This window comes from Chryseobacterium subflavum (assembly GCF_055762745.1).
The window spans coordinates 461,063-473,318 of record NZ_JBVTMR010000003.1 but is presented as its reverse complement, the minus strand read 5'-3'; the positions used below and the strand labels follow the sequence as shown (position 1 = coordinate 473,318).

Below are 12,256 nucleotides of genomic sequence, written 5' to 3'. Positions count from 1 at the left end.
TTTCGTAATTTTGTCTCTATGAATAAAGCAGAAATTCTAAAAGAGATCATAGAACAAAGAAGAAGTATCTTCCCTAAAGATTATACCGAAACAAAAATCTCTCAGGATATCCTTGATGAGATTTTACATTCCGCAACACTGGCTCCGAATCATAAACGTACAAAACCATGGCGTTTTAAAACCTTCCGGGGTGAAGAAAAAGCTCAGCTGGCTTTAGAAATGCAGAATATTTACAAAGCAACCCAGTCCGAACAAACTTTCCTGCAGAAGAAATATGATGACATAGGCTTTAAAATAAACAAAGCTGATGTTGTTGTTTCCATTGTCGTCAACTTCAGTGGAATGGTACCGGAATGGGAGGAAATAGCAGCTGTTTCAATGGCTGTACAGAATATGTATCTTACTTGCACAGCCAATGAAATAGGGTGTTATTGGAGTTCTCCTGGAATTGTCAATCACCTGAAAGATTCTTTAACCATTGAAGAAAACCAAAGATGTTTAGGGCTTTTCTATATGGGAAGACAGGATTAAATTAATTATGTCTGTGAAATTAATTCTACCGAAGGAAGTTATTTTTTAATCACCTGATAGGTAGGATTAGTTTCATCGGTCATATCCAAAATTACATCATAAGTACCTTCATTGGCTATTTTTATATTATTGCCATGTTCTACCAGTTTCCCATATCCGTTGATACCTAATTCTATTACCCATTCATTATTGCTTCTGAACTTTATTTCACCCGGTTTCAAAAGGATATTTTGAGCTTTCAAAATATTGGTGTTTTTGTTCTCAGAAATTAATTTTATATCTGGTCCGCCCCATCCGTTTGGAGTAGCACTTCCTGTAATTCCCCAAGAAAAAGAATCACTGGTCTTTTTAGCTTCTGTGATCTTCCCATCTGGAGAGGTTATTTTTAACAAATTGACTTTTCCGTCTTTATCAGATTCAAATTCAAATCGAATTTTGTTCCCGTCATTATCTTCAGTGTAAAACTTCCTGTCACTTTCCGGGAAGAAAACCTTGTTTCTTGTGTCAGAATCAACCAAAGTAAGCATACCATCATTAACGGAAATATAAAAATTAGAGTCTGAGGTGTTGTAAATTCCTTTTAATTGATTTAGCCTGTTGAAATCAATGTTAATACGGGTAGGAATCTGATAAGGCAGGTTATAAAAAATAGAGACTATTTTGCTTGTCATTGAATAAAGACTGTCATCTCGCAGATTGCTTAATATGATAATGCTGATGTTGTCTTGTGGAATTGTAAAGAATCTTGAAACGAATCCAGGGCCACCACCATCATGCCCAACAGTTTCTTTTCCTTTTATCGGAGACATATCCCAGCCATAACCATAATGGTAATTATGAAATGGTGTTTGTGCTTTTTCTAAAGTTTCCTTTTTCAGAATTTTATAACTTTTAAGTCCCTCCTCGTATTTATACAAATCTTCCACTGTAGAATATATTGCTCCTGCAGTATGGGGATGGTCGTAATCATAGACTATACCTTCCTGGAAATTATTCTTTGATAAAAATTCATACCCCGTTGTTTTGTTTTTATTTTTCAATTCTTTAAACCCAAAACCGGTATTGGTCATTTTTAACGGATCGAGAATGTACTTTTGAATAGCTTTCTGGTAAGACATTCCAGCAGTCTTGTTGATGATATATCCTAATAAATAATAGTTGGAATTACTGTAATTCCATTGGCTTCCGGGAGAAAAATCCAAGGGTTGAGCTTTTATAAAATTTATAAATGTTTTCTCATCTTTTGTATCTTCAGGATTAGCATTATTCTGAATTCCGGAAGTATGAGTTAATAATTGTTCAATAGTGATACTATCTCCTTTTGGAAAGTTAGGGAAATACTTTGTCAGTTTATCCTGTAAGGATAATTTTCCCATGTCATTTAATAGTAAAATTGTCGTTGCAGTAAATGACTTTGTTGTAGAGTATATTCTGTAGATACTTTGATTGGTGTTTTTTTCCTGTGTTTGGAAGTTTTTGATACCGTAACTTTTTTCAAAAATTATTTTTCCTTTTTCTGAGACCAGAACACTCCCGTTAAAACGATTGAGTTGGCTGTAAGCGCTAATTAATTTTTCAATCTTTTCCTCTTTAGATTGACTTTGTACATTTTGGCAGAACAACAGAATTGTAGCAAACAGCAATAAATTTTTCATCAATTTAGATTTTGTTCCCAAAGATCTAAAAAAAAATGTATCCGGGACCTGTCTCCAAAAATAATTGTTTCCACTTTAACCGAACCTGGCTGTAATTCGGATTTCTTTTTTACTTGTTATACGATAAGACAGATAAATTATTACATTTTTATTGATACATTAGAAATTTTATTTATCTTTGCACACTTAAATATTTAACTGGGACGAGTTCCCTTAAAATTCAAACATTATGTCAGTAAAAATCAGATTACAAAGACACGGTAAAAAAGGAAAACCTTTTTTCCACATCGTGGTTGCAGATGCTAGAGCTAGAAGAGACGGTAGATTCATCGAAAAACTAGGAACTTACAACCCAATTACTAACCCTGCAACAATTGATTTGAACGTTGATTCTGCTGTAAAGTGGTTAAACAACGGTGCTCAACCAACTGATACTGCAAGAGCTATCCTTTCTTACAAAGGAGTACTTTACAAAAAACACTTACAAGGTGGTGTTGCTAAAGGAGCTTTTGATGAGGCTGAGGCTGAAAAAAGATTTGCTGCTTGGGTAGATGCTAAAGAACAAAAAGTGCAAGGGAAAGTAGAAGGTTTATCTAAAGCTCAGGCTGATGCTAAAAAAGCTGCTTTAGAAGCTGAAGTTAAAGTAAATGAAGCTAGACTAGCTGCTGCTGCACAAGCTGAGGCTGATGCTAAAGCTGCTGAGGAAGCTGCTAATGCACCTGCTGAAGAAGTTGTTGCTGAAGAAACTGCAGAAGGAGAGGCTCCAGCTGCTGAAACTGAAGAAAACACTGAAGCTTAAGAAACACCCTGTATGCGTAAAGAAGATTGCTACTTTTTAGGTAAAATCACACGCAGACATGGCCTTGCGGGAAACGTTATCCTTAAATTGGATACCGATCAACCCGAACTTTACAATAAACTGGAATCAATATTCGTTGAAATCAACGGACTATTGGTTCCTTTTTTTATTGAAAAATCATCCTGGAGCAAGTCTGATGCTCTGAATATTGCGTTTAGAAACTCTTCTGAAGCATTAGTGGATCAGTCATTGGGGAAAAGTGTATACTTACCGCTTGCTTCCCTTCCTAAACTCACCGGAAAACAATTTTATTACCACGAAGTAATTGGTTTTACTATTTTTGATGAACATGATAATGACTGTGGTGTTATTCGTTCAATCAATGATCAGACGGCTCAAACGTATTTTGTAACCAACCTGGATGGAAAAGAAGTTGTTATTCCTATCATTAAAGACTGGATTCTCGAAGTAAACAGAGAAGAAAGGTTTATTAAGATGCAATTGCCTGAAGGGCTTATTGATGTCTTTCTAGTTCCATCTAAGAAGGACGAGTAAAATATATTGCATTACTTATTTAAAAGATTTCTATATTTTAACGGGGGTAACTCCCATGTTTTCCCTGAGGCAACGGATGAAATGGCTCTGATCAGAAAAACCGCATTCAAGAGCAATATCTGTTAGGGGATCCATAATTTCTATGAAGAAAATCAAGTGATTTATTTACTTTTAATTTTGGTTAAACCATCAAAATAAAGAGTTTGATTGGTTTGCCCGAAAATTCACCTTTACGAAGTGTGTTCATTATCATTTTTCTATTAAATTATTAATCGGCTCTTATATGGTATTTTACAATGCAATTGTTTAGAAACTATTAAATCATTGGCAAATATTTGAAAATTGATTTGATTGATCTAATCACTTAGTTACTTTCAAAGTGACGGTATGGTGTTGTTGAGCTTTTCCCCAGCACGGAAAATAAGCTGTGAAAAACAAAGAATGAGGCCTGTTTTTTAATTAAAATCAGGTAAATAATAGATTTTATATTAAATAATGGGTCGGTGATTTTTTAAAGACGACGCAATCATCAACTTGCGCTGTTTTTTTGTAACTTTGCAGACATTAATTTTTATACGAAAATTTATAATCAACAAATGAAAAAGCAAACGATTAAAGAAATCCTACAGGATTACAAAAAGGTATTACATCATGACATTACGGTATACGGTTGGGTAAAAGCTTTCCGTTCAAATCGCTTTATAGCATTAAATGATGGATCTACAATTAATAATTTGCAAATAGTTGTTGATTTTGAAAATTTTGATGAGGCTCTTATTAATAAGATCAGTACAGCTTCTTCCCTAAAAGTGGTAGGAGAGGTTGTTGAAAGCCAGGGTGCAGGACAAACGGTAGAGATTATTGCTAAGAAGATTGTTATTTTAGGAGATAACTTTACGGAGGAGCTACAGACAACGATTCTTCAGCCAAAGAAACACAGTCTGGAAAAACTTCGTGAGCAGGCGCATTTAAGATTCAGAACCAATTTATTTGGGGCTGTATTCAGAGTACGTCATGCGGTAACTTTTGCTATTCATTCATTCTTTAACAAAAATCAGTTTTTCAACATTCATACACCGATCATTACAGGTGCAGATGCTGAAGGAGCGGGAGAGATGTTCGGGGTGACTGGTTTTGATCTGAATAATATTCCGAGAACAGAAGATGGAGCTATTGATTATAGTCAGGATTTCTTTGGAAAGCAAACCAATCTTACTGTTTCCGGACAGCTGGAAGGCGAAACTGCTGCAATGGGATTGGGAAGGATTTATACCTTCGGACCTACGTTCCGTGCTGAAAATTCAAATACTACCCGTCACCTTGCGGAATTCTGGATGGTAGAGCCAGAGGTTGCTTTCAACAACCTTGAAGATAACATTGATCTGGCAGAAGATTTCCTGAAATATGTGATCCAGTATGTATTGGATAACTGTAAAGATGATCTTGAATTTTTAGATAAAAGATTTGCCGAAGAACAAAAAGCTAAGCCTGAAAAGGAAAGAGCTAAAGAAGGTCTTATAGAGAAGCTTCAAAATGTAGTGGCTAAACGTTTTATGCGTGTAAGCTATACGGAAGCTATTGAAATATTATTGAATTCTAAAGAGAATAAGAAAGGAAAATTCCAGTTCCCAATCGAAAGCTGGGGGGCTGATCTCCAGTCTGAGCATGAAAGGTTCCTGGTAGAGAAACATTTTGAAAGTCCGGTAGTTCTTTTTGATTATCCGAAAGATATCAAAGCATTCTACATGCGTTTGAATGATGATAACAAAACAGTAGGAGCAATGGATGTTCTTTTCCCTGGAATCGGAGAAATCATCGGAGGTTCTGAAAGGGAGGAAAGAATTGAGGTTCTTAGACAGAAAATGAAGGAAATGCATGTTGAGGAAGAAGAACTTTGGTGGTATATGGATACCAGAAAATTTGGTTCGGTACCTCACTCAGGATTTGGATTAGGTCTGGAAAGGCTTGTTCTTTTTGTAACAGGGATGACGAATATCAGAGACGTGATTCCTTTTCCAAGAACGCCGAAAAGTGCTGAATTCTAGATACAAAAAAAGCCTTAAATTTAATTTAAGGCTTTTTTATTTTTAATAATAGCTTATTATGTTAAATTATATAATGCAAAAATCATGCTAAATATGAAATTTTTAAAAAAAATTGATTAAATTCGTGGAATATCTTATGTTAAAACACAAAGAGTAATATGCTTAAACAACACTTACAACTCAAACTAGGACAAAAGTTGGCTCCTCAGCAGATCCAATTAATGAAGCTGATTCAACTCCATACTTTGGAATTTGAAGAGGAACTGGAGAGAGAGTTAGAAGAAAACCCAGCCCTGGAAATCGCAAAGGAGGAATCTAAAGAGGATGATTATGCTTCTCTTGAGGATTCTTATGAGAATGAAGGAAATGAAAGCATTGAAACTGATTTTGATGTGAATGAATATATCTATGACGATGAGCCAAGCTATAAAACTGCTTCGAGTAATTATTCTGCGGACGATGAGGAATTCGATAATGAAAGCCTTCTGACCGAAGGGCAGTCTCTATATGATTATCTATTGGAACAGATCCACCTGGCCAACATCAATCCTGAGGACATAAAAATTGCCGAGTATATCATTGGGAATCTGGATACCGATGGATACCTTAGAAGGGAGATCAAGTCTATTGTAGATGATCTTGCTTTCTCACAGGGTATTTATACAACTATAGAAAAGGCTGAAGATATTCTGGAAAATTATGTACAGAAACTGGACCCGCCGGGAGTAGGAGCTAGGGGATTACAGGAATGTCTTCTTCTGCAAATCGAGAAGAAGGTAAGTTCGGATAAAGCTGTTTCTTTAGCAGCTAATATTTTGAGACATCAGTTTGATGCTTTAACCAATAAGCATTATAATAAAATCATCCAGAAGTATGATATCGAAGAAGAAGATCTGAAAGATGCTCTGGAAGAAATTTCGAAACTATCTCCTAAAGTCGGAGGTAATTTTGATACGCAAACGATAACGATCAATCAGGAAATTATCCCGGATTTTGTAATTCAGGTGAAGGATGGGGTGGTTATTCCGATGCTTAATAGTAAGAATGCACCTACATTAAGGGTTTCTGAGGAGTATAAAGATATCCTTACCACCTATTCTCATGATAAAAACTCTTCAGAGCATAAACAAGCTGCATTATTTATCAAGCAAAAGCTGGATGCAGCGAAATGGTATATTGATGCAATCAACCAGCGTCAGAATACCTTATTGCAGACGATTACGGCTATTGTAAAGTTTCAGAAGGAATATTTTATTACCGGAGATGAAAAATCTCTAAAACCGATGATTCTTAAAGATATTGCAGATATCACAGGTTTTGATATTTCTACGATTTCAAGAGTAGTAAAAAGTAAATATGCTGATACACCAAACGGTATTATTTATCTTAAAGACCTTTTTTCTGACAGTTTAACAAACGATGATGGAGAAGAAGTTTCTACTAAAGAAATTAAAACTCATCTTCAGGAAGTGATCAGTAAAGAAAATAAAAGAAAGCCTCTTACCGATGATGCCTTAGTGGTTATCTTAAAAGAACAGGGATATAATATTGCCCGAAGAACAATTGCAAAATACAGGGAACAACTTAACATTCCAGTTGCAAGATTAAGAAAAGAACTTTAAAAAATATAAATGCCCGGAGAGCCGGGCATTTTTTATGGTTATATTAATTGTTCCTTAAGTGGTCTAGTTTTAATTCTTTGACAGAGATTTCACGCATTTCAACCTTTCTTATTTTTCCTGAAATCGTCATTGGGAATTCTTCTACAAATTTCCAGTATTTAGGGATCTTGTAATGGGCAATCTTCCCGGTACAGTAGTTAAGAAGTTCATCTTCGGTCACATCAAAGCCATTCCTCACCTTCACCCATGCCATTACTTCTTCTCCGAACTTTTCGCTGGGAACACCTATAATCTGCACATCCAGGATGTTGGGATAGGTATATAGAAAATCTTCAATTTCCTTTGGGGAAATATTTTCACCGCCACGGATAATGAGATCTTTTATTCTTCCGGAAATGGTAATATAACCTTCAGAATCCATTACAGCAAGGTCGCCGGTATGCATCCATCGGGCATCATCAATAACCTTTCTTGTATTTTCCGGATCATTCCAGTACTTGAGCATTACAGAGTATCCCCGGGTACAAAGTTCGCCATGCTCACCACGTTCCACCGTTCTGCCATTCTCATCTATGATTTTTATTTCAAGGTGATCTTGAACGGTACCCACGGTACTTACCTGTTTTTCCAAAGATGTTCCTATTAATGTCTGGGTTGAAACCGGTGAGGTTTCCGTCATTCCATAGCAAATACTCATTTCTTTGATATTCATAAGACTTTCCACCTTTTTCATAATTTCTGGTGGACATACAGACCCTGCCATAACTCCGGTTCTTAAATTAGAGAAATCAAATGTATTAAAATCTTTTACTGCCAATTCGGCGATAAACATGGTAGGAACTCCGTATAATGACGTGCATTTTTCATCAGAAACCACCTGTAGGGTAATGTCCGGATCAAAGCTCTCATTGGGAATTACAATACAGGCGCCATGTGCAGTACAACAAATGTTTCCTATAACCATCCCAAAGCAATGATAAAAAGGTACTGGAATACAAACTCTATCCTTTTCTGTGTAATGCAGCCGTATTCCGATAAAGTAACCATTATTCAGGATATTATGATGGGAAAGGGTAACTCCTTTGGGAAAACCGGTTGTACCGGATGTATATTGGATATTGACGGGATCATCAAATTCGATATTTTCTTCAAAATTTCGTAAGGCTTCATCGGAAACTGAATTTCCTTTTTCCAGAAACTGTTCCCAACTGTCGTCAAAGAAAATAGCACCTTCCAATGTAGGGCATACTTCCTTTGCATATTCAACCATTTCTTTATAATTACTGGTCTTAAAGGATAAAGAAGAAAAGATAAAACGAACTTCTGACTGATTGAGAACGTATGTGAGTTCGTGAGTTCTGTATGCAGGATTTATATTCACTAAAATGCTGCCAATTCTTGCAGTAGCATATTGAAGCAGTACCCATTCATACCTGTTGGCAGACCAGATTCCTATCCTGTCACCAGATTTTGTGCCTAAGTGAATAAGAGCTTTAGCAACGGCTGTGGTCTGGTAATAAAATTCTTTGTAGCTTGATCGATAGTTCTGCTGAACAGAAACTAAAGCTTCATGATCAGGGTATTTTTCAACTGTTCTTTTAAGGTTTTTACCGATTGTTTCTCCAAGTAAAGGAATATTTGAAGCTCCGGATACATAAGATAAAGCCATACAAAAAGATTTATTGATCTAAAATAACAAATAAATCCTAAGATAGCGCCTGGGAAAAGTTAATTTTCCAGGGAATCAATGTCTCTTAGCTGTGCAAGATTCTTATCAAGTTTTCTCATGATAATTCCATAAACAAGTCTGTAGTATAACCAGATCAGCAAAACACACAGTCCGGTACTCAATACAGTACCTATGATGAAAATTATAACGGCCGAGTTGGCAGGTTCTACATTTTGAGAGTTTAACGCATAAAAAATAAAGACTGTAAAAATAGAAGTAAAAGCAACGAGTAAAACAATACTGATTAAAATAAAGGCATTAACCGTCTTCTTGAACTTAATAATTCGGGTAATAAGGCCTTTAAGGTTTTCTTCGATTTTTATTCTTCGATAATTCTGATAAAATTTATAGACAAAATAGGCAGTAACAAGTAAACTAAGAATCTTAAGGATCAGATATATCTTGTCAAAACTGTTTTCCACTTCGGGAGTTTTTCGAGCACCCAGTTTTTCTAAAACGTTGAGGAATCCATTGGTTTCTTCTCCCTGAAAGAAATAAAATAGCCCCATTACGGAGAAAAGTAAAAATTCAAAAACACTTATCCAGAAAATATATTTCACGTAGTTACGTGACTTTCTGTTGAGCATATTAAGAATCTCACTATTGTCGTATTTTTGCTGAACAGGCTGTTCCTGCCATGTTTTCTTAAAGCTGTCTAAATCAAAATCAGGCATATTTTTCCATCTGTTCTTTAAGGGTTTTCTTTAATCTGTTCATTTTCACACGGGCATTTACCTCAGTTATCCCGAGGTTTTCTGCGATATCCTTATAGGGCAAATCATCTAAATACATCATTACAATAGCTCTTTCTACATTAGGCAATGTCTTGATCACGGTGTATAGAAGTGAAATCTGCTGTTGTTTTTCATCATCATCCTCAATGAAGTCTTTATGATTGATGTCCAGCTCATTTGTAGGAAGGCTCTTGCTTTTTTTTCTGAAAAGGGTAATGGCTGTATTTAAGGCAACACGATACATCCATGTGGAGATCTTTGAGTTCCCTTTAAAGGAGTCATAGCTTCTCCAAAGCTGCAGGACAATTTCCTGAAAGAGATCTTCTTCATCTTCCAGAGAATTGGTATAAAGACGCGAAACTTTGATAATCAATCCCTGATTATCTTTTATGAGCTGCGCAAATTCTTTTTCTCTGGAAATCACAATTAGATGTATAACGGCACGAAGATAATAATAATGTGCTAATTAGTGAAGGGTTATGAATTATAAATTGCAAGTTTTGGTAATCGGCACTTACCATATACTTAAGCTTTATCGGATTGTTTGTCTTTGATTAAGAAAGCGTATTGTTCGGCAGGCTTATAAGTAATCGTCATAACATATAATGTAAAGCCTTTAATTCGTATCTTTGCGCCCACGAGAAAATCGGCCTGTTGATCTTTGTTTCGGCAAGGGTAGGAAAGTCCGGACACCATAGAGCAGCAAAGCGGATAACATCCGTCACCCGTGAGGGTAGGACAAGTGCAACAGAAAGCAAGTACAGTTCGGCTGTAGTGAAACCAGGTAAACTCTTTGCGGTGCAATGATAAGTATATCGGTTCTTTTCAGTAATGAAAATAGGAGTTGCTCGCTCTGAAAGCCGAGGGGTAATCAGCAAAAGTTTTGCAGCAATGTAAGACGCAGATAAATAACAGGCACTTCTCAGGAAGTACAAAATCCGGCTTATAGATTTTCTCGTGATTTTTTTAGATAACGAAATGACTATAAATAAAGCGGGGATTATTCCCCGCTTTTGTATTTCTGAGCCTGTTAAGATAATTAATATCGACTTGAAAATATGAATTTTACAAGTTGAAGCATTGTTTATGATGCTATTCGTTCTCAAGGGCTTTTTTAGCATCAACAAGTCCTTTCTTGTCCTTATCAGAAAGTGCCGGATATTTAAGGTCCATCTTTTCTAATGCATCAATAATGATCTGGATAGCGGCTACTCTTGCAAACCATTTATTGTCTGCAGGTAACACATACCACGGAGCATAATCTTTTGAAGTCTCATTAATAGCCTGCTCATAAGCGCTCATATATTGATCAAACAATGCCCTTTCCGGAAGATCAGCAGCCGAGAACTTCCAGTTTTTTTCTTGCTCGTTAATTCTGTCCAGCAGCCTTTGCTTTTGTTCCTTTTTTGAAACATTTAAAAATATTTTAATGATTTTAGTTCCGTTCTGAGAGAGGTGTTTTTCGAAATTTCTTATACTCTCATATCTGTTTTCCCAGAATTTGGCGTCAAAATCTTTTACGGACTTCCATGTTTTTTCACTGAGATTGTATTCCGGGTGCACCTTACAAACCAAAACACTTTCATAATGTGAACGGTTAAAGATTCCGATCATTCCTTTTTGAGGTAGTGCAATATAATGTCTCCATAAAAAATCATGGGCGTATTCCTTTGAACTTGGGGTTTTAAAACTTGTTACATTACAGCCCTGTGGATTTACTCCACCAAACACATGCTCAATAAGACTGTCTTTTCCTGCGGCATCCATCGCCTGTAAGATGATAAGGAGAGACTGGCTTCCATCCGCATACAACTTCTCCTGAAGGTTACGAAGTTTTTCTTTTTCTATAGCCAGCATTGCCTGTCCCTCTTGTTTAGTAAGAGGTCCCTTATATTCCGTTGAGGTTTTTTTGATGGAAAATTTTCCTTTTACTTCAAAATCGTCTGAGAAATTGGTGTCCATAACTTATATATTTGAAATAAATGTAATAAAAAAACCGTCTACGTGTAGACGGTTTTTTTATTTTTTCTGAGTAGAGCTTATTTTGCCGCAGCAACTTTTTTTGCTGCCTTAGCCGCTTTTTTTGCCGCTTTAGCATCTGCTGCAGTTTCAACCTTTGCAGGAGTAGCTGCAACTTCAGGAGCGTTAGCATCTACATTTCCTTTGATGTAAATTACACTTCTGCTGTTTGCCGGGTCATTAGAAAATACTTCAATCATTTTGTTGAATGGTCCGTTGATTGTCGTATTGTATCCAACTTTGATTTTAGCAGATTTTCCTGGCATTACAGGATCTGTACTAAATTCAGGAGTTGTACATCCACAAGAAGGTTTTACGTTAGAAATTACCAAAGGCTTATCACCTGTGTTAGTTACTGTAAAAAATCTTGTACCGTCTGCACTAGGCTTAATAGTACCATAATCGAAAGTGGTTTTATCAAAAGTAATAGTTTGTGCAGATGCAATAGCAAATGTTCCAAATAGTGCAATTCCTGCAATTAATTTTTTCATATTCTTGAATGTTAATATGTTTGTTTAGATAAACTTTAAGAAACAAAGTTAAAAATTATTTTAATTCATACTGAAA

12 protein-coding genes and 1 other RNA gene are annotated in these 12,256 nt (G+C 35.9%); 6 read left to right on the top strand and 7 right to left on the bottom strand.

Translation table 11 applies throughout. The features are described 5' to 3' along the window. Positions 1-18 precede the first annotated feature (18 nt). Positions 19-531 (top strand): nitroreductase family protein, encoded by a 513-nt coding sequence (locus AC0INN_RS15670; protein WP_273649147.1) that lies wholly within the window; start codon positions 19-21, stop codon positions 529-531. A 38-nt stretch (positions 532-569) separates the two neighbouring features. Here AC0INN_RS15670 and AC0INN_RS15665 read toward each other — a convergent pair whose 3' ends face one another. After that, positions 570-2,186: a serine hydrolase gene (locus tag AC0INN_RS15665; protein WP_306613974.1), complete on the bottom strand. Its 1,617-nt coding sequence runs from the start codon at positions 2,184-2,186 to the stop codon at positions 570-572. A 229-nt stretch (positions 2,187-2,415) separates the two neighbouring features. On the opposite strand from AC0INN_RS15665, the gene AC0INN_RS15660 reads away from it, so the two are divergent. Then, positions 2,416-2,985, top strand: coding sequence for a 30S ribosomal protein S16 (locus AC0INN_RS15660; protein WP_172280105.1), 570 nt, complete (start codon positions 2,416-2,418; stop codon positions 2,983-2,985). Positions 2,986-2,997: 12 nt separating this feature from the next. Beyond that, positions 2,998-3,540, top strand: a complete 543-nt coding sequence (rimM, locus tag AC0INN_RS15655) for a ribosome maturation factor RimM (RefSeq protein ID WP_172280103.1) — start codon at positions 2,998-3,000, stop codon at positions 3,538-3,540. A 30-nt stretch (positions 3,541-3,570) separates the two neighbouring features. On the opposite strand, the gene AC0INN_RS15650 is transcribed toward rimM, so the two are convergent. After that, positions 3,571-3,675, bottom strand: a complete 105-nt coding sequence (locus AC0INN_RS15650; RefSeq protein ID WP_273649143.1) for a helix-turn-helix domain-containing protein — start codon at positions 3,673-3,675, stop codon at positions 3,571-3,573. A 461-nt stretch (positions 3,676-4,136) separates the two neighbouring features. Here AC0INN_RS15650 and asnS point away from each other — a divergent pair, with 461 nt between their 5' ends. Further along, positions 4,137-5,585: an asparagine--tRNA ligase gene (gene asnS, locus AC0INN_RS15645; protein ID WP_172280099.1), complete on the top strand. Its 1,449-nt coding sequence runs from the start codon at positions 4,137-4,139 to the stop codon at positions 5,583-5,585. A gap of 158 nt (positions 5,586-5,743) precedes the next feature. Further along, entirely contained in the window at positions 5,744-7,207 is a 1,464-nt protein-coding gene (gene rpoN / locus AC0INN_RS15640) for an RNA polymerase factor sigma-54 (RefSeq protein WP_172280097.1), read from the top strand. Between the two features lie 43 nt (positions 7,208-7,250). Here the strand turns inward: rpoN and AC0INN_RS15635 are convergent, their stop codons facing one another. The 3 genes from AC0INN_RS15635 to AC0INN_RS15625 are packed head-to-tail and all read right to left on the bottom strand — an operon-like array spanning position 7,251 to position 10,094. Further along, positions 7,251-8,876 (bottom strand): AMP-binding protein, encoded by a 1,626-nt coding sequence (locus AC0INN_RS15635; protein WP_306613969.1) that lies wholly within the window; start codon positions 8,874-8,876, stop codon positions 7,251-7,253. A 59-nt stretch (positions 8,877-8,935) separates the two neighbouring features. Further along, a complete protein-coding gene (locus AC0INN_RS15630) occupies positions 8,936-9,610 on the bottom strand; it encodes a beta-carotene 15,15'-monooxygenase (RefSeq protein ID WP_273649139.1) in 675 nt (224 codons plus the stop codon). Then, a complete protein-coding gene (locus tag AC0INN_RS15625; RefSeq protein WP_172280093.1) occupies positions 9,603-10,094 on the bottom strand; it encodes an RNA polymerase sigma factor in 492 nt (163 codons plus the stop codon). The genes AC0INN_RS15630 and AC0INN_RS15625 overlap by 8 nt, the downstream gene beginning before the upstream one ends. Before the next feature lie 214 nt (positions 10,095-10,308). On the opposite strand from AC0INN_RS15625, the gene rnpB reads away from it, so the two are divergent. Next, positions 10,309-10,632: RNase P RNA component class A (gene rnpB / locus AC0INN_RS15620), an RNA gene on the top strand. Between the two features lie 130 nt (positions 10,633-10,762). Here the strand turns inward: rnpB and AC0INN_RS15615 are convergent. Both AC0INN_RS15615 and AC0INN_RS15610 read right to left on the bottom strand, forming a co-directional pair. Beyond that, positions 10,763-11,632: a PPK2 family polyphosphate kinase gene (locus AC0INN_RS15615; protein ID WP_273649135.1), complete on the bottom strand. Its 870-nt coding sequence runs from the start codon at positions 11,630-11,632 to the stop codon at positions 10,763-10,765. A 77-nt stretch (positions 11,633-11,709) separates the two neighbouring features. After that, the gene (locus tag AC0INN_RS15610) at positions 11,710-12,180 is read right to left on the bottom strand and encodes a DUF1573 domain-containing protein (protein WP_172280089.1); all 471 of its coding nucleotides are present in this window, start codon (positions 12,178-12,180) and stop codon (positions 11,710-11,712) included. Positions 12,181-12,256: the final 76 nt, after the last annotated feature.

Coding starts and splice junctions, on each gene's coding strand:
- AC0INN_RS15670 (WP_273649147.1), top strand. CDS start 19: ATGAATAAAGCAGAAATTCTAAAAGAGATCATAGAACAAAGAAGAAGT.
- AC0INN_RS15665 (WP_306613974.1), bottom strand. CDS start 2,186: ATGAAAAATTTATTGCTGTTTGCTACAATTCTGTTGTTCTGCCAAAAT.
- AC0INN_RS15660 (WP_172280105.1), top strand. CDS start 2,416: ATGTCAGTAAAAATCAGATTACAAAGACACGGTAAAAAAGGAAAACCT.
- rimM (WP_172280103.1), top strand. CDS start 2,998: ATGCGTAAAGAAGATTGCTACTTTTTAGGTAAAATCACACGCAGACAT.
- AC0INN_RS15650 (WP_273649143.1), bottom strand. CDS start 3,675: ATGGATCCCCTAACAGATATTGCTCTTGAATGCGGTTTTTCTGATCAG.
- asnS (WP_172280099.1), top strand. CDS start 4,137: ATGAAAAAGCAAACGATTAAAGAAATCCTACAGGATTACAAAAAGGTA.
- rpoN (WP_172280097.1), top strand. CDS start 5,744: ATGCTTAAACAACACTTACAACTCAAACTAGGACAAAAGTTGGCTCCT.
- AC0INN_RS15635 (WP_306613969.1), bottom strand. CDS start 8,876: ATGGCTTTATCTTATGTATCCGGAGCTTCAAATATTCCTTTACTTGGA.
- AC0INN_RS15630 (WP_273649139.1), bottom strand. CDS start 9,610: ATGCCTGATTTTGATTTAGACAGCTTTAAGAAAACATGGCAGGAACAG.
- AC0INN_RS15615 (WP_273649135.1), bottom strand. CDS start 11,632: ATGGACACCAATTTCTCAGACGATTTTGAAGTAAAAGGAAAATTTTCC.
- AC0INN_RS15610 (WP_172280089.1), bottom strand. CDS start 12,180: ATGAAAAAATTAATTGCAGGAATTGCACTATTTGGAACATTTGCTATT.